22 protein-coding genes are annotated in these 25,381 nt (G+C 70.3%); 8 read left to right on the top strand and 14 right to left on the bottom strand.

Going from position 1 to position 25,381, the window contains the following annotated elements; all coding sequences use genetic code 11:
- Positions 1-108 precede the first annotated feature (108 nt).
- Complete coding sequence (locus AB2U05_RS33660) at positions 109-1,860, top strand: amidohydrolase (RefSeq protein WP_369185295.1); 1,752 nt, start codon at positions 109-111, stop codon at positions 1,858-1,860.
- A 12-nt stretch (positions 1,861-1,872) separates the two neighbouring features.
- Here AB2U05_RS33660 and AB2U05_RS33655 read toward each other — a convergent pair whose 3' ends face one another.
- The 3 genes from AB2U05_RS33655 to AB2U05_RS33645 form a co-directional block, all read right to left on the bottom strand.
- Positions 1,873-2,865, bottom strand: coding sequence for a TauD/TfdA family dioxygenase (locus AB2U05_RS33655; RefSeq protein WP_369185294.1), 993 nt, complete (start codon positions 2,863-2,865; stop codon positions 1,873-1,875).
- 35 nt (positions 2,866-2,900) lie between these two features.
- On the bottom strand, positions 2,901-3,884 hold the full coding sequence (locus AB2U05_RS33650; protein WP_369185293.1) for a hypothetical protein: 984 nt from the start codon (positions 3,882-3,884) through the stop codon (positions 2,901-2,903).
- A 277-nt stretch (positions 3,885-4,161) separates the two neighbouring features.
- Entirely contained in the window at positions 4,162-4,899 is a 738-nt protein-coding gene (locus AB2U05_RS33645) for a peptidase inhibitor family I36 protein (RefSeq protein WP_045703340.1), read from the bottom strand.
- A gap of 628 nt (positions 4,900-5,527) precedes the next feature.
- Between AB2U05_RS33645 and AB2U05_RS33640 the strand changes: the two genes are divergently transcribed.
- Positions 5,528-7,303 (top strand): tachylectin-related carbohydrate-binding protein, encoded by a 1,776-nt coding sequence (locus AB2U05_RS33640; protein WP_369185292.1) that lies wholly within the window; start codon positions 5,528-5,530, stop codon positions 7,301-7,303.
- Positions 7,304-7,388: 85 nt separating this feature from the next.
- Here AB2U05_RS33640 and AB2U05_RS33635 read toward each other — a convergent pair whose 3' ends face one another.
- Complete coding sequence (locus tag AB2U05_RS33635) at positions 7,389-8,039, bottom strand: TetR/AcrR family transcriptional regulator (protein ID WP_369185291.1); 651 nt, start codon at positions 8,037-8,039, stop codon at positions 7,389-7,391.
- Between the two features lie 150 nt (positions 8,040-8,189).
- On the opposite strand from AB2U05_RS33635, the gene AB2U05_RS33630 reads away from it, so the two are divergent.
- Positions 8,190-8,645 carry a PaaI family thioesterase gene (locus tag AB2U05_RS33630; protein WP_045703301.1) on the top strand — a complete coding sequence of 152 codons (456 nt, stop codon included), beginning with the start codon at positions 8,190-8,192 and terminating at the stop codon, positions 8,643-8,645.
- A gap of 20 nt (positions 8,646-8,665) precedes the next feature.
- Here AB2U05_RS33630 and AB2U05_RS33625 read toward each other — a convergent pair whose 3' ends face one another.
- A complete protein-coding gene (locus AB2U05_RS33625) occupies positions 8,666-10,246 on the bottom strand; it encodes a multicopper oxidase family protein (protein WP_369185290.1) in 1,581 nt (526 codons plus the stop codon).
- Between the two features lie 249 nt (positions 10,247-10,495).
- On the opposite strand from AB2U05_RS33625, the gene AB2U05_RS33620 reads away from it, so the two are divergent.
- Entirely contained in the window at positions 10,496-11,746 is a 1,251-nt protein-coding gene (locus AB2U05_RS33620) for an oxygenase MpaB family protein (protein ID WP_369185289.1), read from the top strand.
- 141 nt (positions 11,747-11,887) lie between these two features.
- Here the strand turns inward: AB2U05_RS33620 and AB2U05_RS33615 are convergent, their stop codons facing one another.
- Positions 11,888-13,744, bottom strand: coding sequence for an LPXTG cell wall anchor domain-containing protein (locus tag AB2U05_RS33615; RefSeq protein ID WP_369185288.1), 1,857 nt, complete (start codon positions 13,742-13,744; stop codon positions 11,888-11,890).
- 19 nt (positions 13,745-13,763) lie between these two features.
- Between AB2U05_RS33615 and AB2U05_RS33610 the strand changes: the two genes are divergently transcribed.
- Positions 13,764-14,000 (top strand): hypothetical protein, encoded by a 237-nt coding sequence (locus tag AB2U05_RS33610; RefSeq protein ID WP_369185287.1) that lies wholly within the window; start codon positions 13,764-13,766, stop codon positions 13,998-14,000.
- A gap of 105 nt (positions 14,001-14,105) precedes the next feature.
- Complete coding sequence (locus tag AB2U05_RS33605) at positions 14,106-14,591, top strand: hypothetical protein (protein WP_369185286.1); 486 nt, start codon at positions 14,106-14,108, stop codon at positions 14,589-14,591.
- Between the two features lie 240 nt (positions 14,592-14,831).
- Here AB2U05_RS33605 and AB2U05_RS33600 read toward each other — a convergent pair whose 3' ends face one another.
- From AB2U05_RS33600 to AB2U05_RS33585, 4 genes are read right to left on the bottom strand one after another with little or no spacing between them, the layout of a single operon-like run.
- Positions 14,832-15,338 carry an N-acetyltransferase family protein gene (locus AB2U05_RS33600; RefSeq protein WP_369185285.1) on the bottom strand — a complete coding sequence of 169 codons (507 nt, stop codon included), beginning with the start codon at positions 15,336-15,338 and terminating at the stop codon, positions 14,832-14,834.
- Positions 15,335-15,754, bottom strand: a complete 420-nt coding sequence (locus AB2U05_RS33595; protein ID WP_369185284.1) for an arsenate reductase ArsC — start codon at positions 15,752-15,754, stop codon at positions 15,335-15,337. Before AB2U05_RS33595 ends, AB2U05_RS33600 begins: the two co-directional genes overlap by 4 nt.
- 50 nt (positions 15,755-15,804) lie before the next feature.
- Positions 15,805-16,551, bottom strand: a complete 747-nt coding sequence (locus AB2U05_RS33590; protein WP_369185283.1) for an aquaporin — start codon at positions 16,549-16,551, stop codon at positions 15,805-15,807.
- Positions 16,548-16,919 (bottom strand): ArsR/SmtB family transcription factor, encoded by a 372-nt coding sequence (locus AB2U05_RS33585; protein ID WP_369185282.1) that lies wholly within the window; start codon positions 16,917-16,919, stop codon positions 16,548-16,550. The genes AB2U05_RS33590 and AB2U05_RS33585 overlap by 4 nt, the downstream gene beginning before the upstream one ends.
- An 89-nt stretch (positions 16,920-17,008) precedes the next feature.
- Here AB2U05_RS33585 and AB2U05_RS33580 point away from each other — a divergent pair, with 89 nt between their 5' ends.
- Positions 17,009-17,482, top strand: a complete 474-nt coding sequence (locus AB2U05_RS33580; protein ID WP_369185281.1) for an ArsI/CadI family heavy metal resistance metalloenzyme — start codon at positions 17,009-17,011, stop codon at positions 17,480-17,482.
- Between the two features lie 50 nt (positions 17,483-17,532).
- On the opposite strand, the gene AB2U05_RS33575 is transcribed toward AB2U05_RS33580, so the two are convergent.
- Complete coding sequence (locus AB2U05_RS33575) at positions 17,533-19,017, bottom strand: hypothetical protein (protein WP_369185280.1); 1,485 nt, start codon at positions 19,015-19,017, stop codon at positions 17,533-17,535.
- A 505-nt stretch (positions 19,018-19,522) separates the two neighbouring features.
- Between AB2U05_RS33575 and AB2U05_RS33570 the strand changes: the two genes are divergently transcribed.
- Entirely contained in the window at positions 19,523-20,056 is a 534-nt protein-coding gene (locus AB2U05_RS33570; RefSeq protein ID WP_045703298.1) for an SMI1/KNR4 family protein, read from the top strand.
- Positions 20,057-20,394: 338 nt separating this feature from the next.
- On the opposite strand, the gene AB2U05_RS33565 is transcribed toward AB2U05_RS33570, so the two are convergent.
- From AB2U05_RS33565 to AB2U05_RS33555, 3 genes are all read right to left on the bottom strand, one after another.
- Positions 20,395-21,918 (bottom strand): serine hydrolase domain-containing protein, encoded by a 1,524-nt coding sequence (locus AB2U05_RS33565; RefSeq protein ID WP_369185279.1) that lies wholly within the window; start codon positions 21,916-21,918, stop codon positions 20,395-20,397.
- Between the two features lie 121 nt (positions 21,919-22,039).
- Complete coding sequence (locus AB2U05_RS33560; protein WP_369185278.1) at positions 22,040-23,857, bottom strand: FG-GAP-like repeat-containing protein; 1,818 nt, start codon at positions 23,855-23,857, stop codon at positions 22,040-22,042.
- Between the two features lie 359 nt (positions 23,858-24,216).
- Entirely contained in the window at positions 24,217-25,335 is a 1,119-nt protein-coding gene (locus AB2U05_RS33555) for a transglycosylase family protein (RefSeq protein ID WP_369185277.1), read from the bottom strand.
- Between the last annotated feature and the right edge of the window lie 46 nt (positions 25,336-25,381).

Genomic DNA, 25,381 nt, shown 5'->3' with positions numbered 1-25,381 from the left:
CGGGTTCGCGAACCGATCGCCCTGGGTAGGCAAGCGGGCACCGAACGTAGGCGACAGAAGGGATCCGGAATGAGCGGTCAGCCGGCAGGGGCGACGGACGCTGGCGATGTGCAGGCTGCGGCACCGTACGACGAGGCCGATGTCATCTTCCACGGCGGAGAGATCGTGACGGTCGCCGCGGACTCCCGGGAGTCCGACCCGCGCCCCGAGGCGGTGGTCGTCAAGGACGGTGTCATCGTCCACGTCGGCGACTACCAGGAGGCCGTCAGCCGCTGGCAGGGGCCGCGCACGCAGGTGCGCGACCTCGCCGGCCGCGCGCTGCTGCCCGGGTTCATCGACGCCCACGGCCACCTGGGCGGCATCGGGCTGCAGGCCACCCTCGCCAACCTGCTGGCCGCCCCGGACGGCGACGTCACCGACATCGCCTCGCTCCAGGCGAAGCTGCGCGCGTGGGCGAAGACCCCGGTGGGCGCCTTCTCCCAGTGGATCATCGGGTTCGGCTACGACGACGCCATGCTCGCCGAAGGCCTCCACCCCACCCGCGAGGATCTGGACGAGGTGTCCACCACCCGGCCGGTGCTGGCCATCCACCAGTCGTTCCACCTCGGGGCGGTGAACAGCCTCGGCCTCAAGAAGTTGGGCTACACCAGGGACACGGACGATCCGGCCGGCGGCGTCATCCGTCGCCGACCCGACGGCGAGCCCGACGGCGTGCTGGAGGAGACCGCCTTCACCCCCGCCTCCGAAAAGGCCACCGCCGGCCTGCCGTTGACCGCCCTGGCCGCGCTCTTCAGCAAGGGCGTGACGTCGGCCGCGAGCTTCGGCTTCACGACCGTCCAGGAGGGCGGTGCCACGCTGAAGAACCTGAAGGCCCTGCGGGACGCCGCCGCCCTCGTACCGTTCAAGATCGACGTCGTCGCCTACGCCCGGGCCGACGAGGCGACGGCCTCGCTGGAGGAGGACCCGGTCGGCGCGAGCCAGGAGTACCACCGGGGAGTGCGGGCGGCCGGGGTGAAGATGTACCTGGACGGCTCCCCGCAGGGCCGGACCGCCTGGCTCACCGAGCCCTACCAGGAGCGGCCGACGGGCACCCCCGAGGGCTACCGCGGCTACCCCACCATCGACGACCCCAAGGTCGTCCTCGACCAGGTGTGCACCGCGTACGCCCGGGGCTGGCAGGTGCTCGCGCACGTCAACGGCGACGCCGCGATCGACCAGTTCGTCGAGGCGGTCGGGGCCGCCACCGAAGAGGCCGGACCCGGCGACCGGCGGACGGTGGCGATCCACGCCCAGACCGCCCGCGAGGACCAGATCGAGGCGTTCGCCCGCCTGGGCGTCATCCCGTCCTTCTTCTCCATGCACACCTACTACTGGGGCGACTGGTACCGCAAGACCGTCCTCGGCGAGGAGCGGGCCGCGAACATCTCCCCCGCCCGGTGGGCCGTCGACCGGCAGATGATCTACACCTCGCACCACGACGCCCCGGTGGCCCTCCCGAACTCGATCGCCATCCTCTCCAGCCAGGTCACCCGCCGCACCCGCACCGACCAGGTCGTCCTCGGGCCCGAACAGTGCGTCTCCGCCCTGGACGCGGTCAAGTCCATCACCATCCACGCCGCCCACCAGTACTTCGAGCAGGACCGCAAGGGCAGCATCGAGGTCGGCAAGCTCGCCGACCTGGTGATCCTCTCCGCGAACCCCCTGACGATCGCGCCGGACGAGATCAAGGACATCACGGTCGCCGAGACCATCAAGCAGGGCACCACCATCCACTCCGCCACCACCGCCGCCGTGAGCAGCGAGGACCGCGAGCCCGGGCTTGCGGTCCCGACCGACTACCAGTGGCACGGCTGCTGCTGACGGAAGGGCTGCTCAGCGGGCGAGTACGTGGCCGTCGTCGGGGCGGTGGTCACGGGAGCGGCGCAGGTCGGTGGTGACGTAGGTGCGGTGCAGCCAGCGGTCCGCTCCGTCGTAGCGGGGCTGGAAGGCGGTGCGGCCGTGGACCGTGACGCGGTTGTCGAGGACGACCAGGTCGCCGGGTGTCAGGTACAGGGTGCGGGCGGTCGCCTCGACGGCGCGGCCGAACTCGGCCAGCGCGGCGGCGGCCCGAGGGGTGAGCGGGGTGGTGACGAGTTGGGCCATGTGGATGTCGGGGTCCTCGGCCGCTCCGGACAGGACCGGTCGGGGCTCGGGTTCGGCCCCGCTCGCCCCGGGGCCGAAGGAGGGCGGCGGTGCGGTGCGGAACTCCGGCGCGAACAGGGCCTCGCGGCCGGCCGGGGTCAGGAGCGGCAGCGCTTGACGGATGCCCGCGACGCGCAGGCCGGCGGTCCGGTCGTGGTCGGCGCGCAGGCACAGGAAGACCACGTAGTCGGGCGGGTGGGGGTGGAAGCCGTTCTCGCTGTGGAAGGACAGCGGCGCCGACCCGGCGTTGCCGTGGAAGGACTCCTGCCCCGGTACGGGCACGACGTCCTGCACGAGGGCGCCGGACTTCTCGGCCAGGTAGGCGTGCGGCTCGCCGAGTCCGCAGGCCACCATGGCGAGCAGCGCGGCCGGGACGGTGGCCCGGCGCTGGACCGAGCCGGGTACGGCCGGTGTCGGAGGCAGGGCGGGCTGATCGACGGGCAGGCCGCCGATCAGCAGGGTGCCGTGCGGACCGGAGTGCCGGCGGAAGCGGCGTAGCGCGCGGCGCAGTGGCAGCGGGAGTTCGTCGCTCGCGTCCCGGGCGCGTGCCACCCACTCAGGGCTGTCGACCGCTTCGCACCCGCCGGTGCACAGGGTGCGGGCCAGGCGCTCGCACGTGGTGGCGTCGGCCGGGTCCAGGTTCAAGTCGGCTGCGACCGGGGTGTGTTGTGTGGTGCCGGGCATCAGGCCTCCTGCTGACGAAGGGTGGGCGGCCGGGCTCACGAGTGCCGCAGGGCGGCGACGGCGTCGGCGACGTAGTGGTCCCCGAACAGGATCAGAGGCGCGTACTGGGCCGCGCGGCGATGGCGCATGAGCCGTAGCTCGGCGACGGCGTTGTCGGGGCCTTCCGGCCGCTGGGCGATGGAACGGCGCAGGTGCACCATCGCGTACGCGAGGGTGACGTGCCGTTCGGCGTCCACGATGTCCGCTTCCAGGAGAGCGCCCCTCGCCTCGGCCAACTCCTGGTCGCGGGCGGCCAGTTGCTCGTAGGAGTCGGGTACCGCCGTCAGCAGGTCCTTCATTGCCGCCCGGAACAGCTTGTATCCGCGGTGCTGGCGCCCGCTGAGCGGAATGTCGGTCGACGGCGGCGCCATGGTCCGGCGGATCTCCGCCATGTAGTGGTCGGCCGGGATCGTACTGGCGTGGTTCATGGCCGCCGGGAAGCCGCGCACGTACGCCGTCGCGTCCGCCAGCCGTCCCAGTGCGGCCTCGACGTCGCCGCGCCGCAGCTGACGGGTGGCCTCGGCCACGGCCACTGCGGCGCAGACGTTGAACAGGACGTGGACCTGGTGCCCGATGAGCCACCGGGCGCTCCACACCCTCTCCAGCGGCGCCCCCGCACCGGGCTCGGGGACGTTCACCGGCGGGAGGGCGCCGGGGGCGGCCGACCCCGCGCCGGTGAGATCGAGCACCGCCTGCCGCATTCCGGCGACCTCCAGCGCCAGGTCGGCGCCCGACAGCGGCGCCTCGCAGAGGTCCTCCAGACCGCGGTGGACGACCAGGGCGCCGTGCAGGGCGGCCTGTTGGTCGGACAGCTCCACCTCGCGGACCCGGAAGTACGACTGACTGGTCGACTCCGCGGGAACCTCCTCACCGGACACGGGCGGAGCCAGTGCCGTCAGCGCGGCCACCAACTCGCCCGCCACCACGGCGGCTTCCCGCAGCGCGGCGGTCCGCTCGACCGGCCGGGCATGGGTCGCCACCCCCGCCAGCACGCGCGCCGCCCGCCCCGCTTCGGCAGCGACCCGCGGGCCCAGCGCCGGAACGGGCCGCCCGGCCCGGGGCTCACGGAAGACAGCGACGGGAGGATGACCGGCAACCGGAGACAGGCCCATGGTGGGAATAGTTCGCCAGGAACGCGCCGCACGAAACCTGATCCGCGAGTCGATTGCCGTGCGGTGAACCAGAGTTGGCCAATGGCGCGCGGGCCGCCCCCAGCAGGGAACGGCCCGCGGCCGGGTGGTTCGGTGGCGCCTGCGCTCAGCCCAGCTGCTGGGCGTTCAGGCTGGTGAGGTGTTCCTGGGCGGGGCTCTCCTTCGCGTAGAGGACCTGGATGTCGATGGCGAGGTCGGTGCCGGGGTCGATGGTGTGTCCACCGCCCGCCGGGGAACCGAGCAGGACGCTGCCCTCGGTGCCGTCCCGCAGGATCTGACCCCAGAAGACATCGGTGAAACCCTTGTACAGGGAGGTTCCGTCCGGCAGGTCACCGAAGCCGAGCGCCCACTTCACGACGCGCGTCTCGGCGGCGCGCACCGTGATCCGGTAGGAGTAGATCCACTTCTGGGTCTCCCAGTCCTGCCACTTGCTCAGGAAGGACTGCTCGACGATCAGGTTCCCCAGGAAGGGAGCCGCCAGCGCCGACTGCGGCTGGTCGTTCCAGGTGCCGTTCGGACTGTCGGCCATCGCGATCCGCCGCAGGTCCGCGATCGCGGACCTGCGGTCCACCGGCAGCGAGTGGCCCCGCTGGTCGGCGGCCGAGAAGAGCGCGTTGTCTTCGTCGGTGCGGTTGACGACGCTGCTCACCCCGTCCGCGCCGTGGTCGAAGCCGTACACGGAGAAGTCGTTGACGTGCGAGCCCACCGGAATGGCCAGGATCTTGTCACCGACCCCCGGGGTCTGACCGATGTTGAAGTTGGTGGCACGGTAGAGGCAGAAGCTTCCCTCGGGGCACGCCTCTTCTCCCTGGCCGTAGATCAGCCGCGCGTTCTCGTCGCTCACCACGTCTGCCTTCCTGTTGACGACCAATGGGCCGGCACAGAAGTGCCCGGGCTCCTGCCTCCGTTGAGGCCTTTCGGGCCGTGACACATCGCGGCCGGCACCGCCAAGTGACATTACCATCACCATCCGTAGTCGAATGACTCGACTCGCAGGCCGCTTCGCGCCCCATCGGCCAGTGCCAGCAACCCAGTTGACGCAGCAGAACAAGGCGCCGGCCAGGGTTCACCCAGTGCGTCAAGGATCTATGGAACGAGCAGCGCCGCCGCTGGCCGCAACTCACCTGTACGAATTGACCGTTGTGGCTCCGCTCGAGCGGCGCTGGTCGAACGGAGGTGTCGATTGGGCGACTTCGCCGAATGCCACGCTGGCGGCCGAGCCTCGGTCGGCAGCGGACCGGAGGAGGCCGCGAGCCCCGGCCGACTGCCCCCATCCCGTACCTGAACGTGCCGGCGGGGCCCTTCCGTAGCCGCCTCGACGCGCCACAAGATCAATCGCCAGGTGAGCCCCAGGTGCGGAACGAGCCACCTCGTCGCCCGGTTGGCCAGCCCTCACGATGGTGTCAATATGATTGAAAGGGGTTTTTAAACCAGTTGAAGCCTGCGGCGGTATCGACGGGAGTTGAGTCAGCATGGCCGACGACTCGGATCTGTTCGAAACAATCGCCAGCGCAGTTCCATTTGGTGAATACATGGCCAAGGGCCTGGAAGTTGTTCAGGGCATGTACAACTTCGGACGGAGCGGCCAGGGACAGCAAGCCATCGAGCAACTTCAGCAGCAGGTTCAAGCAATCGGGGCAGATCTCAAGAATCTCAGCGGTAAAGTCGACGAACTGAACGCCCGAGTGACCCAGGACGAGAATCTGGCGCGCCTGAGAAGCATCAACGGATACCATCGGGATATTGAAGGTCTTGCGTTCGAGTTGACCCATGCCACGAGCGCCGATGAAATCGCTGTCATTGCGAAGAAAGCATCACTGAGCGCATCATCAATGACTGACGACGAGGATCTCTGGCTGTGGAGCGACATCCTTCACCATCCAAGCCCCGGCGGCACGGAGGGAACAGAGCTGACGACGCCAGAATTCAAAGTCATTCCCTTGCCGGTATACGGACTGACCGTCGGATTGTTCTCGCTGGCTTCGTCACTGCACATCGCCAAGGAGCCGAGTGCCGCCGGCGGCTATCTGAGCACATTCCAGACACTCGCCGACACGGTGAGCGTACGACCTGACTGGGTCGACATCGAAAAGCCCCCCAAAACACTCCCGGAGAAGATCCGGGCAAGCATCACCGTCATGCCGATCGCTGCGACCAACTACCCGACTGGAGGGAAATGCACCTATGGCCTCGAGTGCGTGAACCGGATCGAGCGAACGGCGGTCATCGTGCGCACCATGACGCTGACCGATTCACCGGCAGGTTCCATGTGCGAGGCGCCTCCCAACCTGGGATATGCCGACGAGACCCGGATCGAGGACGAGTACGCTCCGATCCAGCTCCTCGCCGTCCTGGAAGAAATGCTTTTCCGCCTGCGGACCAGCGGCACACTCGCCGACCCCCCGCGTCAAGATTTTCCCGATATCCGTGCTGTCACTGGGGCGCTCTATGCCGTTCAGCCGGACGGGGATCTGGTGATGTACTCATTCAACACCGACAACCACCTGAGCACCCCGTTCGATTGGCACACCTCCGGCACCGTCGTGGGAACGGGTTGGCGGAACTACATCGATATCCTTTCCGGCTACTGGAACGTGCTCTACGCCGTTCAGGATGACGGTGCGATTCTGTGGTACGAGCATGACGGTGCGGCGAACGAGGTCAACTCCTGGTCCGGCCCGAAGGTAGTCGAGGCCGCGACGATCCAGATCGACAACTGGATCGACTGGAGAATCTCCGGAGGATCCGGATGGATGTACCAGGTGAGGAGATCTGAGGGCGTCGGCGGTGGCCTGAAGCAAGCCATCCCTAGAATCACACTCGAGTCCGCTTATCATGCCGGTTACAAGACTGGCGAGGGAAGCTTTTCTCAACCTGCGACTCTTGCGAACCAGTGGAGCCAGTACCGGATTGTTTTCAGCGGGTCAAACAATGTAATCTTCGGAATTTCCGACGATGGCCGACTTTGGTGGCACAGGCACGACCCTGTCCACGGTAGCCTCGAAGGGCCCGTCGAGGTCGGGAGCGGCTGGGACATCTTCAGGAATGTGTTCAGCAGCGGCAATGGGATGATCTTCGGAATCTATCCGAATGGAACCATGATGGGGTACCTGCTCAATGAATGGGAGCTCGGGCCGCACGACGGCCCTGCCACGTGGGTCGGGCCCGTTCCGGTCGGCGGCCCCAACTGGAACGGTTTCCAACGGATCATCCCGAGGTTTGACGAGGGGAGCATCACCGTCAAATGACCGGCCGCATCGGTAAGTGAGCGGCGACTCTCAATGCGCGGATCGGGGCGGTGACTTGCCCAGCCAGCGGGCCGGGCAGTCGGGGCTACCGGGTGGTGCGGGGGTAGCGGTGGAGGAAGGTCTCGATGAGGAAGCGCGCGAGGTCGGTGAGCCGTTGCGGGGGGTAGGTGGCGGGGTCGCGCAGGAGGAGCCGGCCGCCGTCCTCCAGGGTGGTGAGCAGGACGTGGGCGAGGAGGTCGACGTCGACGGTCTCGGCGCCCGGCCGGCCGCGGAGGAACCGGCGGGTGGTGTCCGCGAGGCGGGTGCGGAGATCGGCCTCGGCGGCTTCCTTGTACTTGCGCACCGGCGCCGGTGAGGTGTCGACGGGCAGCAGGATGGCACGCCAGCGGGCGGGGTGGGCGAGGACGGCGTCGAAGAAGCCGCGGGCGACGGCGGTGAAGACCTCGACGGGGTCGGCGTCGGCCAGGTCGGCGGGGACGACGTCGGCGAGCTGCGCGAGGGCACGCTGCCCCTCGCGTTCGAGCAGGTCGCGGAGGATGTGGTTCGCGTCGGTGAACTGGCCGTAGACCACCGGGCGGGTGACGCCGGCGAGCCGGGCGACGGCGTCGACCGAGACGGCGGCCACCCCGTCGGCGTTGATGATCTCCAGCGCGGTGTCGAGCAGTTGCTCACGGCGCTCGACGGGCGGCAGCCGAGGAGCGTAGGGCCGCTTGGGGGTGGTCTGCGCTCTGGCCATGTGCCGGATCGTACCTTGCAAAGCTACACAGCTGAAGCTACGGTCCTGAAGCTACACGACCGTAGCAAGCCGGGCGCGGAGGGGATCCACACCACCTCCGGCCGCCTCCGGCCGTCCGACCCCAGCGCAGAGTCCCGGAGCCCGAAGCACATGTCCGACACGAGCACCACCACGTTCCCCCAGGACGTCCTGGACGCCTGGGACGCCGCAGGAATCGACCTGTCGACCCTCTTCTCCGCCGGCCCGCTCTGCGACCGCATGGGCATCCGCATCCTGGAGGCCTCCGGCGACCGGGTCGTCGGCACGATGCCCGTCGAGGGCAACACCCAGCCCTACGGCCTCCTCCACGGCGGCGCCTCCGCCGTCCTCGCCGAGAGCCTCGGCTCGACGGCGGCGGCACTGCACGGCGGCCCGACCAAGTACCCGGTCGGCGTCGACCTGAACTGCACCCACCACCGCGCCGTCCGCACCGGCACGGTGACCGGCGTCGCCACCGCCGTCCACCTCGGCCGCACCACCGCGACCTACGAGATCGTCATCACCGACGCCACCGGCAAGCGGGTCTGCACCGCCCGCCTCACCTGCCTCCTGCGGTCCATGAGCTGACCGGAAGCCCGCCTGCCCGCCTACGGGACCACGTCGAGGTAGCTCATCATGCCGTGGTCCTCGTGGGCGGCGATGTGGCAGTGGAACATCCAGCGGCCCGGGTAGTCGGCGAAGGCGACCCGGATCACCGTCGTGCCGGGGGTGCCGTCGACCGCGTGGGGGACGGGGACGGTGTCCTGGCGGTGGGTGTAGGGCTGCGGAGCCCCCTGGACGGAGACCACCTGGAAGGAGGTGGTGTGCAGGTGGATGGGGTGGTCCTCGCCGGAGTGGTTGCGGATGGTCCACTCCTCGACCGTGCCGAGCCTGGCCGGGGTGGCGAAGACGGAGCTGCCGTCCGTGAAGCGCTTCCCGTTGATGTAGAAGGTGTTGCCGTCCGCGCTCTCGGTCAGGTCCACCGTCCGCCGCCGGGCGACGGGCGCCGCGGCGAGGTCGGCCGGGGCGGTGGGGAGGGCGCCGGTGACGTCCGGCAGGCGGTGTACGGGCGCGCCGGTGACGGCGACCGTCGCCAGCTCCGTGTCCGGGTAGGCGTCGCCCTGCGGCCCGTTGCTGTAGGCGGTGGTGCGCAGCGTCGTGCGGGTGGGGTGGGGGTCGGCGGTGACGAGGACGTCGTAGCGCTTGCCGGGCGGCAGGAGCAGGGTGTCGGCGGTGGTCACCCGGGCGACGGGGGTGCCGTCCTCGCCGACGACGGTGAAGCGGTGGCCGTCGAGGTGGAGGCGGTAGAAGATGTCGGCTCCGGCGTTGACGAGGCGCCACAGCTGGGTCTCGTCGGGTCTCATCTCCAGGACGGGCCGCAGCCGGCCGTTGACCAGGCGGACGGTGGGGTTGCCGGAGTCGATCGACGTGGTGGCGGTGTTCTGGACGATGCGGCCGGCGGGGTCGAGCTGGACGTCCTTGAGCACGAGGGTGTGCGCGGTGACCTGCCGCAGCTCCGGCGGGAGCAGGGTGCGGTCGTCCCCGACGAGCAGGGCTCCGGACAGGCCGGCGAAGACCTGGTTCTCCACGTCCCCGGGCGTGCCCGGCGCGCTCGGGGCCGCGGGGTCGGGGCAGGAGGGGCCCATGGCGTGGCTGTGGTACCAGAAGGTGCCCTGCGGGTGGCCGGCGGGGACGGCCAGCCGGTAGGTGGTGGAGCGGCCCGGGGCGACGCACAGGAAGGGGTCGTCGGACTGGCCCTCGGGTGACACGTGCAGGCCGTGGAAGTGCAGGTTGGTGGCGACCGGCAGCTCGTTGACGAGGCGGACGGTGATGGTCGACCCCGGGTTCACCCGGATGGTGGGGGCGACGAACGAGCCCGTGTAGGTGGCCCCGTGGACCGGGCGCCCGGAGACGTCGAACAGGCTCCGGGTGGCGCCCAGGGTGACGGTGACGCTCTCGCCGTCCGCAGCGGTCGCGTCCGCGGTGGCCGGCTCCTGGAAGGGCGTGCCCGCCCGCATGCCCTTCTCCTGCTCGGCCGTCGAGGGCGGCCGGGTCGCGTCCGCCCTCGCCTGGGCGCCGATGGCCGCCGAGAGGAGGACCGCCACCCCGGCCGCCGCGTGGATCACCCGTCCGGTGCGCCGCGCCTGCCGCCGGCGGGGGCCGGCGGCGCCGCCGATGTCATGGGACATCAGGCCTCCGTGATTCGTACCGTTTCGTCAGGGTTTGTGACGCGGCTACAGCCTGACCGCTCGGTCGGCCACCGACAACCCGTGGAACAGCCGCCCGGGCACCGCCACGCCGCCGGGCGGCCACCCGTCCAAGGAGGCGCCCCCTACGGCACCGCAGGCGGCAGCATGTTGACGGTTCACCCATCATTTCGGGTGACCTCGCACGGTGATCACTGGAGCGAGGGAGGTCGGCTACGCACCATGTGGCGCATGGACCACTTCATGAGCAGGCGCAGCACCCTCGCCGCCGCCCTGGCCGCCGGCGTCGCCGGTGTCGCCGCCACCGGCCTTCCGGCGGCCGCCTCCGCCGCCGACTCCGGCCGGGCGCGGGAACACCGCGCCCCCTCCGCCGCGGATCCCGCGTCGGCCTGGGAACTGCCGACCGACCGGGCCGCGCAGGAGGGCGACCCCGAAGCCGACGAGGTCATCGAGGAGTTGGTGCGCACCGACCGGATGGCGGCGGCCAACCAGGCCTTCCACGACTGGACGCGCAACGACCAGCCGGTGCCGGACGCGGCCCCGCCCGTGCTGTACGACTTCCTGCGGCGCAACGCCGTGCTGAGCGCCGAGGAGCGCGCGGCGGTCGACCGGCTGGCGCACGGCGACTCGATCAAGCTCCTCCAGGGCAACATGGAGGCGATCACGGTGACCGAGGCCTTCGGCGGCCTCTTCGCCGCGCTGGCCGACCCGCTGCTCGCCAAGTCGGTCTGGTACGCCAAGTACGACCTCGTGATGGACATCGGCCGGCGCTTCTCCCGCACGATGAACACCATGTGGGACTCGTTCGGCCACAACAGCTGGGACCCGTCCGGCAACGCCCTGGTCACCCTGGTCAAGCTGCGGCTCGTGCACGCCGCGGCCCGGCACATGGGCCTGGCGCACGGGTGGAACACCGCCCGGGACGGCATGCCGATCAGCCAGCGGCTGGAGGTCGAGGAGCTCATGTACGTGGGCGCCTACAACCTCCAGTTGGCCGCCAAGTACGACTTCCGCCCCACCCGGCAGCAGATCGACGAGCTGCTGGCCCTGGTGCGCGTCGGCGGCCGCCTGCTGGGCATCCAGGACGCGTACAACCCGCGGACCCTCGACCAGGCCAACCAGGTCCTCGCCGATGCCGCCGCCAACCACCGGGCCCCGTCCGACGAGGGCACCAAGCTCGCGCACAACATGCTGGACTGGATGGACCGGAAGATCTTCCCCGGCGCCGGCGCGGTCGGGGCGTCCATGGTCCGGATGATGGACGCGCACGTCGCCGACGTGCTGGACATCAAGCCCAACCCGGCCCTCGACACCCCCGTCGCCACGCTCGCGCCGTACCTGTACCGGCCCGCCTACGAGGTCCAGCAGACGTTCCCGCTGCTCGCCCCGATCCACGCGCAGATGTTCAAGGTCGCCTCGCAGATGGTCGCCTGGTACGCCGTCGACTTCCGCGACTACGACCTCCAGATGCCCACCCGCTGACCGGCCCGACTGCGCGGCCGGACAGCTGAACGGCGGTTCCTGCCCTCCGAGGTGGAGGGCAGGAACCGCCGTTCAGGTCCTGGACCCTTGGTCCGGCAGGGCTGCCGGCCGGGTGCTCAGGGGGTCGAGCGGGTGGTGCGGTCAGCGCTCACGGCGGCGCCTACGGGCGATGAGCACCATTCCGCCGCCCGCCGCCACGAGGACCGCGGCTGCGGCCAGCGCCCCCGTGCTGGTGCTGTCGCCGGTCGGCGGCAGGTGGCCGCCCGCGCTCGGCACCTCGGCCGCGGACGGCGGCGAGACGGGGGGTTCGCCGGTGGGCGGCGTGCCGGTGGCGGTGGCCGCGTTGGTGACCCTGCCCGCGTCGACGTCCGCCTGCGTGACCTCGTAGCCGGCCGTGCAGGTGACGGTGGCGCCCGGCGCCAGCGACTTCGCCGCGTCGGGACAGGTGACGGTCGGCTTCGCGCCCGTGCCCGAGAAGGCGGTCTCGGTGACGGTGACGTCGGCGAGGGTGACGTTGCCCGTGTTCGTCACCGCGAAGTCGTAGTGCAGGACGTCACCGGCCTTCGCGTAGGACTTCTCCTCGGCCGTCTTCACCACGGTGATGGCGGGGTTGCGCGAACCGGGGACCTCGGTCTCCGAGGGCGGCGACACCGGGGGCGGACCGGACGGCGGCGTGCCGGTGGCCGTGGCCGCGTTCGTCACCTTGCCCGCGTCGACATCAGCCTGGGTGACGGTGTAGGTGGCCGTACAGGTCACCTTCGCGCCCGGGGCCATCGACTTCGCCGCGGCCGGGCATGCGATCTTCGGCTTCGCGCCTGTGCCCGAGAACTGCGTCTCGTTCACCGTCACATCGGCGAGCGTGACGTTGCCCGTGTTCGTCACCGCGAAGTCGTAGTGCAGGACGTCACCGGCCTTCGCGTACGACTTCTCCTCCGCCGTCTTCACCACGGTGACCGCCGGGTTCGGCGGACTCGGCACCTCGGCCTGCGACGGCGGCGACACCGGCGGCTCGCCCGTGGGCGGCGTACCCGTCGCCGTCGCCGCGTTCGTCACGTTCCCGGCGTCGATGTCGGCCTGGGTGACGGTGTAGGTGGCCGTGCAGGTCACCTGGTCACCGGGTGCCATCGACTTCACGGCGTCGGGGCAGGTGATCGTGGGCTTCGTCCCCGCCCCCGAGAACTGCGTCTCGTCCACCGTGACGTCGGCGAGGGTGACGGTGCCCGTGTTGGTGACGACGAAGTCGTAGTGCAGCACCTGGCCGGGGCCGGTGAACTGCTTCTCCCGTACCGACTTCACCACGGTGATCGCCGCGTTGGGAGAGCCCGGGACGTCGGTCTCGGACGGAGGCGACACCGGCGGCTCGCCCGTGGGCGGCGTACCCGTGGCCGTCGCGGCGTTGGTCAGCTTGCCCGCGTCGACGTCGGCCTGGGTGACGGTGTAGGTGGCCGTACAGGTGACGTTGGCGCCCGGGGCAAGGGCCTTGGCCGCATCGGGGCAGGTGAGGGTCGGCTTCGTGCCGGTGCCGGAGAAGTGGGTCTCGGTCACCGTCACCTTGGTGAGGGTGACGTTGCCGGTGTTGGTGACCACGAAGTCGTAGTGAACGACGTCGCCGGCCTTCGCGTACGACTTCTCCTTCGCCGTCTTCACCACGGTGATGGCCGGATTGGGCGGGCTCGGGACCTCGGTCTCGGACGGAGGCGACACCGGAGGCTTGCCGGTCGGCGGGGTACCGGTGGCCGTCGCCGCGTTGGTCAGCTTGCCCGCGTCGACGTCGGCCTGGGTGACGGTGTAGGTGGCCGTACAGGTGACGTTGGCGCCCGGGGCAAGGGACTTGGCCGCGTCCGGGCAGGTCACGGTCGGCTTCGCGCCCGTCCCCGAGAACTGCGTCTCCTTCACCGTCACGTCGGTGAGCGTGACGTTGCCCGTGTTCGTCACCACGAAGTCGTAGTGAACGACGTCACCGGCCTTCACGTACGACTTCTCCTGCGCCGAGATCACCGTCCACGACCCCGCCGCGATGGAGAACGCCCGCAGGTCCTACCCCCAGCTCGACTACGCCGACGACCCCACTCAGGCCGCCACGGGCGCCGGGCTGCTGCTGCACCTGACCGACTGGCCCCAGTACTCCGACACCGACCCGGTCGACCTCGCCCGGCACATCGCCGTCCCCAAGGTCATCGACGCCCGCGGCACCCTCAACGCCGAGCGCTGGCGCGCGGCCGGCTGGACCTTCCGCGCCCTCGGCCGCCCCTGACCCGCACGGCACACCCACAGACTCCCGGCCCGGCCGCCGCACGCGCGCACGGCGGCCGGGAACGGATCCTGCACCACCCGAAACAGGAGATCAAGGAGGAACACCATGAGTGACACCCTCACCAGGTCGCGCGGCGCCGAGCTGCTGGCCGGCGAGTTCTCCGAGTTCGCGGCCGACCTGGCCGCCGACGTCGCCAAGGAGAACCCGGAGTTCAGCGCCGACTACATCGCCCTGCTGGTGACGGCCTGGGCCGACTGGGCCACCCTCGTCGCCGACGACCCCTTCGCCGGTTACGCCCTCACCGTCGACATGGACGAGGTCTGGCACGCCGCCCTGCGGCGCACCCGAAAGAACTTCGCCTTCATGTCCCGCCTGACCGGCGGCCGGTTCATCCACCACGAGCCCGCCGATAACTACGGCACCCCCGACAAGGTCCGCGAAACCGTCGCCGCCCTCCAGGCAGCCGGTTACGGCGCCGCCCCCGAGGTCTACTCGACCGTCGTCGCCGCCGACTGCCAGGCCGGCAACGACTGCAAGCCGGCCGCCCCCTGCCCGGGCATCGACGTCGGCCCCATCGACCTGAGCGACTGACCCACAACACCTGAGGGGCCGAGCCGTCCAGACGGCTCGGCCCCTCACACATGCCGTCGGCTATCGCATTGACCGGGGTGTTGAAACCGGTGAAGAGCAGGATGAACGCCATCATCGTCGGCCGTCGCCCGGACGAAAAGGTCAGCCCAGCTGACATAAATGTCGCGAATCCTGACCTTTTCGTCCGCCTATGTCCCTCCAGGGGGAACACAACCCGAGCGCGGCCAGCCGGACGCTGGGTCAGTCGACCGTCGGGCTGCGGCGTTCGAGGAGGACGACGTCGCGCCAGCGGCCGTGGTGCTTGCCGATGCGCTCGCGGGTTCCGATCACCCGGAACCCGGCCCGCTCATGGAGGGCGAGGCTGGCGGTGTTCTCGGGGAAGATCCCGGACTGGATGGTCCAGATCCCCGCCGCCTCGGTGGAGGAGATCAGCGCGTCCAGCAGGAGAGCGCCGACGCCCTGGCCACGGGCGTCGGGATGGACATAGACGGAGTGCTCGACGACGCCGGCATACGCGCACCGGTCGGAGACCGGGACAGCGGCAGCCCAGCCGAGCACCCGGCCCGCCCGGTCGACGGCGACCAAGCGATGCTCGGCGAGGCGCGCGGCGTCGAAGGCCTCCCAGGCAGGGGCGGTGGTCTCGAAGGTCGCGTCGCCGCCGTCGATGCCGAGCTGATAGATCGCCAGGACCTGCTCGGCGTGTTCGGGCAGCATGCCCGTCACGCGGACCGCGGCGGGCCCGGTCATGCCTGGGCCTGGATGCCGAGGTCGGCGAGCAGGCCGCGGATGCGCTGCTCGATCTGGTCGCGGATCGGGCGCACGGCGTCGACACCCTGGCCAGCCGGGTCCTCCAGCTTCCAGTCCAGATAGGTCTTGCCGGGGAAGAACGGGCAGGCGTCGCCGCAGCCCATGGTGATCACCACGTCGGAGGCCTGGACCGCCTCGACGGTCAGGACCTTCGGGATCTCGGCGGAGATGTCGATCCCGACCTCGCCCAGGGCCTCGACCACCGCCGGGTTCACGGTCTCGGCCGGGGCGGAGCCAGCCGAGCGGACCTGCACGTTGTCGCCGCCGAGGCGGGTGAGGAAGGCGGCGGCCATCTGGGACCGGCCAGCGTTATGCACGCAGACGAACAGCACGGACGGGACGGCGGGAGTGCTCACGAAAGTGGATCCTTGATCTTCGAGGCGGGACGGGCAGGAGGAGGCGGGGGTCAGCGGGCGGCTTCGGCCGGGTGGTGGTCGCCATGCGGGACGACGACATCCTCGGCGGCGGGCGTCGGGCGGCCGAACAGCACCGCGACCAGCACGACGCCGACAATCAGGCCGACGAGCTGGGCGGCGATGAACGGCAGCACCGAAGCGGGGGCGATGCCGGCGAAGGTGTCGGTGAACGCCCGGCCGATGGTCACCGCGGGGTTGGCGAAGCTGGTCGAGGACGTGAACCAGTAGGCGGCGCCGATGAACGAGGCGACCGCGACCGGGGCGAAGTGCGCGCGGCCGATGCGGGCCAGGCCGAAGATCAGCAGGATCAGGCCGGCGGTCGCGACGACCTCGCCCAGCCACAGATGCGGCGCCCAGCGGTCATGCGTCGACCAGGCCACGAGCGGCTCGGCGAACATCGCATCCGCGAGCACCGCGCCGCCGATCGCGCCGATGATCTGGGCGGGGACATAGGCCGCGACCTCGCGCAGGCCGGGCCCTTCGCCGCTGCGACGGCCAGTCCACCAGGCGGCCAGGGTGACGGCCGGGTTGAAGTGGGCGCCGGAGACCGGGCCGAGGAGCAGGATCAGCACGCCGAGGCCGAACACGGTCGCGAGCGAGTTGGCCAGCAGCTGGACGCCGACGTCCTGGGACAGCTTGGTGGCCTGGATGCCGGAGCCGACCACGACGGCGACCAGCGCGCCGGTCCCGACCAGTTCGACGGCCGTCCGGCGGCCCAGTGGAGCCATCTCGGTCATCTGGACTCCCCGGCGGGGGCCTGGAGCAAGGCGGAGAGCTTGGCCAGCGCGGCGGGCAGCACCCAGTAATAGACCCAGGTCCCGCGGCGCTCGGAGCCGACCAGGCCGGCCTCGCGCAGCACCTTGAGGTGGTGGGAGATCGTCGGCTGGGACACGTCGAACGGGCCGGTCAGGTCGCAGACGCAGGCCTCGCCGCCCTCATGCGAGGCGATCAGCGACAGCAGCCGCAGGCGGACCGGGTCGGACAGGGCCTTGAACATCTTCGCCAGGTCGGCGGCGGCGTCTTCGCCCAAGGGCTCGCGGACCATCGGCGAGCAGCACGCGGCCGCGTCGTCCTGGTCGAGCACCGGCAGTTCCAGATTCGACATACGTCTATGTTGACAGTCATCGATGCGAGTGGCAACGTCGTCTATATCGACATCCGTCGAATCAAGACCTCGGATCGGGGAGAACCGCCATGTCCCGCGTTCAGCTCGCCCTGCGCGTCGCCGACCTCGAAGGCTCCATCGCCTTCTACTCCAAGCTCTTCGGCACCGAGCCCGCCAAGCGCCGGCCCGGCTACGCGAACTTCGCCATCACCGAGCCCCCGCTCAAGCTCGTCCTCATCGAGGGCGAGACCGACGAGGACACCCGCCTGGACCACCTCGGCGTCGAGGTCGAGAGCACCGAACAGGTCACCGCCGCCACCACCCGCCTCAAGGACGCCGGCCTGGCCACCTTCGAGGAGAACGACACCTCCTGCTGCTATGCCCTCCAGGACAAGGTCTGGGTTCACGGCCCCGGCAAGGAGCCCTGGGAGGTCTATGTCGTCAAGGCCGACGCCACCACCCTCGGCAAGAGCGCCGACGACGCCCCCACCGCCTGCTGCACCAGCACCGAGCAGACCACCGAGCCAGCCACCACTGAGACCGGATGCGTCTGCGGCAGCTGATTGCTGCCTTGGGGCCGCGATCCTGAACGCCCATCCATCACAGGGCGCGACTAGGGAGCGGGCAACGGTCCGCTAGTTGGCTGGCCCTCGGCCGCACTTCGCAACACGTTCAGACTTGACAGGGAAAACACCTGTCCCGGCCCGGTGAACTGCTTCTCCCGCACCGTCTTGGCGAGGCTCAGCGCCGGCCTCGCCGGGACCGGGGTGTTCGTGAAGGTGCAGACGACGTTCGGGCTGGGCTTGTCCGCCTGGGTGTTGGGGAAGGGCAGGGTGATCGTGGTGCCGTTGCCGGACGCCACCGAGGCGTTGCCGTTCGCGGTGTCGACGCAGTCGTAGGTCGTCGTGTAGTTCGCCAGGTCCGCGCCCGAGGCCCCGGTCTCGGTGAGGGTGTAGGTCTGGCCGGGGCGGCCGATGACCGGGCCTGCGGCCTGGGGCTGCAGCCCGGTGGCGGTTCCGGCGGTGGTGGCCTTGTTGTTCTGGGTGACGCCGCCGCCGGTGATCGACAGCGCGAACTGGTCGTTGGAGGAGGCGGTCTGCGCGAAGCGGCCGACCACGTTCTTCTGGAGCGCGAGGGTCGGGTTGAGCGCGCAGGAGGCGAGGTCCGAGAACAGCGCCGTGTTGGTGCTGGTCGACGGGCCGGCTGCGACCTTGCCGGTGTTCGGGTTGATCCGCTCCAGTTCCGCCCTGGTCGTGCCGTCCGGCTGCCTCTTGTTGAAGGAGACGTACAGGTTGCCGGACGAGTCGAACGCGTCGCCGTTGTAGGAGTCGCTGGTGGGGTTGGAGATCGAGCTCAGCTTCTGCAGGGTCAGCTGCTGGGTGCCGGCGGTGGTCGGCAGGGGGCCCTGGACCAGGGCCAGGACGGTGTCCGTGCCGGACTGCGCGAGGACGTACATGTTGCCCGCGCCGTCGAACGTGATGTCGCCGTTGGAGAAGCCGGCGCTGTTGAAGGGCAGGGTGAACTGTCCCACCGCGCCGATGAACGTGTTGGTCGTGGTGTCGAACCCGTAGAGCGTGCCAACACCCGGAGAACTCGCCGTCCCCGCACCGTAGTTGGCGAAGTAGTAGATCCCGTTGTCCGGGTTCACGGCTCCGGCGACGAAGAACGGCTGACTCAGGCGCACCGGGAAGGACGCCCAGGTGCCGGTGGCGACCGTGTAGGCGTACACCAGCGCGTTGCCGCCGGCGTCCGGGAAGTTGAGCGCGTAGACGGCCGCGCCCCCGTTGGTGATGCCCAGCGCGTTCGCGCTGAACGACCCGGCCGGGAGGGTGCTCACGGTCGAGGGGGTCACCTGGGCCGCGCCGATCGAGCTCGTGGTGACGGCGACCAGCTTCGACGGGCTGCCGGAGGTCTGCTCGATCCCGTAGATCGTGCGCCCGCTGCAATCGAGGGCGTCGCCCGCGGCGCGCGGGGCCCGGTGGCCCGCCGGGGCCTTCTGCCCCGTTCCGGCCGCGGCAAGGGGGGACAGGGCCAGGAGGAGCCCGACGGCGACCGCGCCCGCGATGCCGGAGCGCCATCTCGACGACGGACTCGACACGCCTGTCGGCTGCGGTCTCGCGTGGGGCGCGGCCGACTTGCGGTCGCGTGGTCGTCGTAGGAAGCCCATGTCATCCTGCCTTGTCGGGTGAGCCTCTCATGTTCAAAAAGGCAGGATGACTATGCGGGTGAGGGACGCTCACCCGCCGGTGAACACACCACCGGAGCTCCGAACTCGACCTGTTCGGGCGCCTCTCAGAGCCGCTTGGGCGAAGCTGAGCAAATGAGCACATTAGTAAGAGCATCTGAATGCAGGAGCCCGACCGCCGGGCCGGCGCGGAGGAGTTACGGCCTGCCCTCCGCACCCGGGGTGGTGGAGCTGCGCAGGCGGCGCAGCGCCTGCCCGGCGGGGCTGCCGGGCGGGGCCGCCCGCATCCGACCCGAACAGCACGCGGGCACCCGGACCGCCGTGCGGACCGGCCGGTCACCGATCGCTCACGGGTGCGCGGATCCGGGCCCGGGAGCCGAACGTACAATCGCCGGACGAGTAGGCGCGGGAGGGCGCGGTGGGACACTTCGAGGGCTTCGACGTCGACGGCTTCTGGGACGACTCGGCGTACGCCCTGGAGGCGTACGTGGAGGAGGCCCCGCCCTCACGGGAGTTGATCGAGGCGTTGGAGGAGGAGCTCGGCGGATACCGGCTGCCCGACTCCTACATCGCGCTGATGACCGTGCACAACGGCGGCACTCCGACCCGGACCTGCTTCCCCATGCCCGAGGCGACGGACCGGGCCGACGACTACATCGAGATCACCGGTATCCGGGGCATCGGGCGGACCCGGTCGCAGTCGCTCGGCGGCGAGTTCGGCAGCCTGTTCTGGATCGAGATGTGGGAGTACCCCGACATCGGTGTCTACTTCGCCGACACACCTTCGGCCGGCCACGACATGCTCGCCCTCGACTACCGCGCGTGCGGCAGGCACGGCGAGCCGACCGTGGTGCACGTCGACCAGGAGAACGGCTTCGCGATCACCCTGGTCGCGGAGAGCTTCGAGGCGTTCGTCACGGGCCTGGTCCACGAGTCCGTCTACGACACGTAGGAGCAGGACCGGCTCGCCGAGCCGGCCATGGTGCGCGATGGCAGCTTCTCCCGGACGGTTCACCGATGCGGCCGTCGCCGTACTGCTGGATGAACTCGCCGCCGTGGCCGGGGAAGGCGGGTAGTCGTACTCGTCAGGGCGGCGGCGCAGTGATCCGGCAGCCGGCCGACCCCGCACTCCGGCCCGGCCGGGGGCGCCGACCACACCCGCCCGGTCGCCTCCCGACCGGTGCCGGGATTTCCGTGCGGGTGCCGGGTGCCGGTGCGCCCGCCCCGCTGGGTGCGCGGGGCGGGCGGGCGGGTGGTGTCAGCCGAGGGGCAGGTCGAGGTGTGGCGGGGTCAGCCGGACTTGGCGGTGGCGCGGACGCCGAAGTGGACGTAGCGCGTGCCGTCGCCGAGGGCGTAGAAGACGACGGGGATCCAGGCGTCCTTGTCGTTGCGGCGGCCGGCGAAGACGGTCTTGGCAGGGGTGTCGGAGACGGGGGTGAGGTGCCAGACGAGCGGGTCGAAGGTGCCGGCGAGGCCCTCGACGCCTTCGTAGCGCAGATCCAGCACGCCTTCGCCGTCGCCTTCGGCTTCGGCACGGGCGGTGATGGTCATGAGGAAGCCCTCGCGCTTGTAGCGGCCGGTGAAGGGCGCCGTGTCGACGACCGGGGGGTTCTCGGCCGGTTCGAACGCGGGCATGGTGACTCCGGCGAGTTCGGCGCTCAGTTCGCGGCAGAGAGCCTCGTGGACCTTCGGTGCGGCGCCTCCGCCGTTGGTGAGCAGGGCGATGGCGAGGCCCTTCTCCGGAATGGCCCGCAGGTAGGCGAGTTGGCCGAAGGTGCTGCCGTCATGGCCGAAGCCACGAGCGCCGTCCCACTCGAAGAGACCCCAGCCGAGGCCCCAGTGTGCGCCGAGGAACCACTGGTCGGGCATCTCCACCTCGCGGGTGAGCATCGCCTCCACAGCCGCGGCGGAGAGCACCCGGGTGCCGTCCGGCGAGGTGCCGCCGTCGATGAACAGCCGGGCGAAGCGGACCACGTCGGCCGCGGTGGCGCTGATGCCGCCGTACGGTCCGGCGGAGCGGGGCAGCATGTTCCACAGCGGGGTGGGCGTCGGGTCCTCACCGGGCTCGCCCATGTGCCCCATCGCGGCGCGGAAGCGCAGGACCTCCTCGGGAAGCGTCATGGTCTGCCGGAGCCCGAGCGGGTCGCAGATCAGCTCCTTGAGCGCCTCGTCCCAGGTCCGGCCGGTGACCACCTCGCCGATCCGACCCAGGACGTTGTACGCGGTGCTGGAGTAGGACATGGTGGCGCCGGGCGGATTGGTGAGGCCGACCTTGCGAGTGCCGTCGACGTAGCGGGCCAGGCAGTCGTCGCCACGGCCCGTGTCGTTCACGTAGTCGCCCTCGATCCCGCTGGTGTGGTTGAGCAGCTGACGCGGCGTGATGGTGCGGGCGGCCTCGGCGTCGGCGAGGGCGAAGTCCGGCAGGACCGCCACGACCGGCTGGTCCAGGTCGAGCTTCCCCGCGTAGGCGAGGCTCAGGACGAGGGCGGCGGTGTAGCCCTTGCTGACCGAGCCGATCTGGAACACGGAGTCGACGGTGGTCTCGACACCGGTGCCGGTGTGCAGGATGCCACTGGCGAGTTCGTGGATCTCCCCGTTGGTGAGAACGGCCAGCACGGCGCCGGGGATGCGGTGGGTGGTGAGCAGGTCGTCGAGCCGGCGCTGCCAGTGGGCGGTGTCGAACGCCGCCGCGGTGGCCGTCCTGCCCAGCGCCCGGTCGACGGCCTGCGCGGCCGCCCGGTTGGTGCGGTCCACGAGCTTGGCGACCTCGCGGTCGACGTTATCCGCGAACTCCTTGTACATGTCCTTCGACACGGTTTCCCCTCCCGGTGACGGGTGGCGCGATGACGCCCCACTCATTCGAACACCGTTTGAAACGATCTCTTGAACGCCGCGCTCGTACGGGGGCCCGAGGCCTCAGCGGGAGGGAGGCTGCCTACCAGCCGCCGCTGAGTCGCAGTGGCCGGGTGAAGGAGGCGTGGCCGGCGTTGTCCCACTCGTCGAGATCGCCTGTGGTGTCGTTGCGGGCGATGAGGTCGGCGGCAGCGGTGCCGCGGAACCTGCCGGCGGTGGTCTGGGAGAACGGAGCCCAGCCGGTGGTGACCGCCGTCCTCGCGCCGAAGGTGCCGTCGCCGTTGCCGGGCCAGCGGTAGAGGGTGCCGGTGGTGTCGTCGCGCGCGATGAGGTCGGCGTGGCCCGTGCCGCGGAAGTCGGCGGCCGTGGTCTGGGTGAAGTTCCAGCCTCCGGTCAGCAGGACGCGGCTGCCGAAGGTGCCGTCGCCGTTGCCCGGCCAGCGGTAGAGATTACCGTTGGAGTCGGCCGCGACCAGGTCGGCGTGGCCCGTGCCGCGGAAGTCGGCGGCGGTTGTCTGGGTGAAGTTCCAGCCTCCGGTCAGCAGTTTCTTGGTGCTGAAGGTGCCGCCAGCGTTGCCGGTCCACAGGTAGAGGTTGCCGGAGGAGTCCCGGGCGACCAGGTCGGCTATGCCGTCGCCGTTGAAGTCGGCGGCCGTGGTCTGGGTGAAGTTCCAGCCTCCGGTGAGCAGGATGCGGCTGCCGAAGGTGCCGTCGCCGTTGCCTGGCCAGCGGTAGAGATTGCCGTTGGAGTCGGCCGCGACCAGGTCGGCGTGACCGGTGCCCCCGAAGTCGCCGGCCACCTGCTGCGAGAAGTTCAGGGGGACGGAGGACGCCGTCGGCGGGGCGGCGATGGTGTTCGCCAGGACCTGGTTGCCGTTGTCGTTGAGGTGCAGCTGGTCGTCACCCCGGTTGTAGTACCCGGCGAAGAGGCGGCTGGGTGCCAGCGGATCGCGGCTGGCCTGGTCGAAGTCGAGGTAGTGGTCGATGTCGGCGGTGGTGCGGATGTAGGCGTTGACGCACTGCCGGACGTTGTCCTTGGCTGCCGAGTACATGCTGTTGCCCTCGAAGGGCGGGATGGTGGCGACGCTGAAGCTGAGTCCTTTGGCGTGCGCCCGCGCGGACAGTTGCTGGATCCCGCCTTCCAGGGCGGCGTCCGTCGCGCCGTCGAGCGAGATGTCGTTGATGCCCTCGTAGAGGATCACGGAGCGGGCGTTGGGCTGGGCCAGCACGTCGCGGTCGAACCGGGTGAGGGCGCTGGCCCCGTAGGCGGCCTTCTGCCCGGTCACATCGGTGAGCAGACGGTTGCCCGAGATCCCGGCGTTGACCACGCCCATCGGGTTCGGCTGGGCCTGGAGTGCCCTGCCGTAGTCGTCGACCCAGCGGCGGTTGGTGTCGGGCGTGGTGTGGCCTTCGTCGGTTTGCGAGTCGCCGATGGCCACGACCGTTCCGCTGTTGCCGCCCGCCGTGACGTCGAGTCCGCTCAGGTAGGCCCAGTGGCGGTAGGAGGTGGTGAAGCCGGCGCTGTCGGCCCCGGCGGCGTGGTCGGCGCCGTCACCGGGTGCGCTGGTGTACGAGGTGGTGAGGGCGTCCGGGTGGTAGGACGCGGAACTGACCGGTTGAGGCAGGTAGATACTGACCAGGAGGTTTTCGTCGGCGGTGACCGGGAAAGCGGCCTGGTCGCTGTAGACGTCCCCACCCGCCGGTATGACGGTCTGTTGACCGCCGTCGAAGGTCAGTGTGACGGGCCTCGCCGCCGGGGTCGCGCCCGAGCCCTGGACGGCGATCGTCGCGTGGCCGATGGTGACCGGAGCCGAACCGAAGGTGTTGGCCAGGTGGATCCGGGCACTGGTGCCCGCGATGCTGCTGTGCACCACCATCCGCAGGGTCTGCTGTCCTGACACGCCGGACTGCGCGGCTGATCCGGCAGTGCTCAGGGCGGTGCCCCAGGTGCCCGTCCACGGCGAAGTCGCGGGGCTGGGACGGCTGGTGGCAGCCAGCGGCGTCGGGTAGGCCGCGCAGCCGGCGGTGTCGGCGACTGCTGGGCCAGCGGTGGCGAAAGGGGCCGTGACGAGCCCGCAGCACAGGGCCGCGGCCACTGCTGCCGCTCGACCTCCCGCAGTACGTGGACGTCCCGGTGTGGCTCTGCTGCTGCGTTTCACTGGTCTGACTCCTTCGTGCTGGCCCTGGTGTTGGTCCTGGGGCTGGTGCTGGGCGTTCTGGATCGGGGGGCGGCGCGCTTGCCGGCCGGTGGTGAGGGCGATTACCAGCCGGTGGTGAGGGCGACGGGCGCGGCGAAGTGGCCGGTGCCGTTGCCGGCCCAGCGGTAGAGGGTGCCGGTGGTGTCGTCGCGGGCGATCAGGTCGGCGTGGCCGCTGCCGGTGAAGTCACCCGCGGTGGTCTGGGTGAAGTCCCAACCGCCGGTCAGCAGCTTCTTGGTGCTGAAGGCGCCGCCCGCGTTGCCGGTCCACAGGTAGAGGTTGCCGGAGGAGTCCCGGGCGACCAGGTCGGCTATGCCGTCGCCGTTGAAGTCGGCGGCCGTGGTCTGGGTGAAGTTCCAGCCGCTGGTCAGCAGCTTCTTGGCGCCGAAGGTGCCGTCGCCGTTGCCGGGCCACAGGTAGAGGTTGCGGGAGGCGTCCTGGGCGATGAGGTCGGCGTGTCCGGTGCCCCGGAAGTCGCCGGCCACGGTCTGGGTGTAGTTCCAGCCGCTGGTCAGCAGCTTCTTGGTGCTGAACGCGCCGCCCGCGTTGCCGGTCCACAGGTAGAGGTTGCCGCTGGTGTCGCTGGCGACGAGGTCGCCGAATCCGTCGCCGGTGAAGTCGGCGGTGGCGGTCTGGGTGAAGTTCCAGCCGCCGGTGAGCTGCTTCTTGGTGCTGAACGCGCCGCCCTTGTTTCCCGTCCAGACGAAGAGGTTGCCGGAGGAGTCCTTGGCGAACAGGTCGGAGACCTTGTCGCCGTTGTAGTTCCCGCCCACCGTCTGCGAGAAGTTCAGCGTCACGGACGGGCCGGGGAAGGGGTTCTGCGTATCCGTGCCGAGGCCGTTCGAGGCGCCGCACTGCGGCCAGGCGCTGGGGCCCTGTGCGGCCAGGACCTTCTCCGCGATCATGATCTGCTGGTTCTCGGTGGCCTGGTGGGGGTAGGCGGCGTACTGCTGGCCCCCGTAGGCGTTCCAGGTGCTGAGATCGAACTGCAGGCCGCCGTAGTAGCCGTTGCCCGTGTTGATGCTCCAGTCACCGCTGCTTTCGCACTGGGCGACCTTCTCCCAGGTGCTGACCGAGGCTGCGGCGGCACTGCCGGTGCCGGCCAGCGAGGCGACCAGGGCGGTGCAGACGGCCGCGGCCAGGGCCAGGGCGTGACGGTTCTTACGGGTGGTGAGACGCATGGGAATTCCGATCGTGGTCAGAGAGCGTGTGGGGAGTCGGGCAGCC

The organism is Streptomyces sp. Y1 (assembly GCF_041053115.1).
GTDB lineage: Bacteria > Actinomycetota > Actinomycetes > Streptomycetales > Streptomycetaceae > Kitasatospora > Kitasatospora rubellomurina.
Note: the sequence above shows the minus strand (reverse complement) of the source record. Positions and strands in the feature narration are given on the sequence as shown.

Excerpts from the sequence above, each read along its gene's own strand:
- AB2U05_RS33655 (WP_369185294.1), bottom strand. The coding sequence starts at position 2,865 with ATGCCCGGCACCACACAACACACCCCGGTCGCAGCCGACTTGAACCTG.
- AB2U05_RS33640 (WP_369185292.1), top strand. The coding sequence starts at position 5,528 with ATGGCCGACGACTCGGATCTGTTCGAAACAATCGCCAGCGCAGTTCCA.
- AB2U05_RS33635 (WP_369185291.1), bottom strand. The coding sequence starts at position 8,039 with ATGGCCAGAGCGCAGACCACCCCCAAGCGGCCCTACGCTCCTCGGCTG.
- AB2U05_RS33630 (WP_045703301.1), top strand. The coding sequence starts at position 8,190 with ATGTCCGACACGAGCACCACCACGTTCCCCCAGGACGTCCTGGACGCC.
- AB2U05_RS33625 (WP_369185290.1), bottom strand. The coding sequence starts at position 10,246 with ATGTCCCATGACATCGGCGGCGCCGCCGGCCCCCGCCGGCGGCAGGCG.
- AB2U05_RS33620 (WP_369185289.1), top strand. The coding sequence starts at position 10,496 with ATGGACCACTTCATGAGCAGGCGCAGCACCCTCGCCGCCGCCCTGGCC.
- AB2U05_RS33610 (WP_369185287.1), top strand. The coding sequence starts at position 13,764 with ATGGAGAACGCCCGCAGGTCCTACCCCCAGCTCGACTACGCCGACGAC.
- AB2U05_RS33605 (WP_369185286.1), top strand. The coding sequence starts at position 14,106 with ATGAGTGACACCCTCACCAGGTCGCGCGGCGCCGAGCTGCTGGCCGGC.
- AB2U05_RS33600 (WP_369185285.1), bottom strand. The coding sequence starts at position 15,338 with ATGACCGGGCCCGCCGCGGTCCGCGTGACGGGCATGCTGCCCGAACAC.
- AB2U05_RS33590 (WP_369185283.1), bottom strand. The coding sequence starts at position 16,551 with ATGACCGAGATGGCTCCACTGGGCCGCCGGACGGCCGTCGAACTGGTC.
- AB2U05_RS33585 (WP_369185282.1), bottom strand. The coding sequence starts at position 16,919 with ATGTCGAATCTGGAACTGCCGGTGCTCGACCAGGACGACGCGGCCGCG.
- AB2U05_RS33580 (WP_369185281.1), top strand. The coding sequence starts at position 17,009 with ATGTCCCGCGTTCAGCTCGCCCTGCGCGTCGCCGACCTCGAAGGCTCC.
- AB2U05_RS33555 (WP_369185277.1), bottom strand. The coding sequence starts at position 25,335 with ATGCGTCTCACCACCCGTAAGAACCGTCACGCCCTGGCCCTGGCCGCG.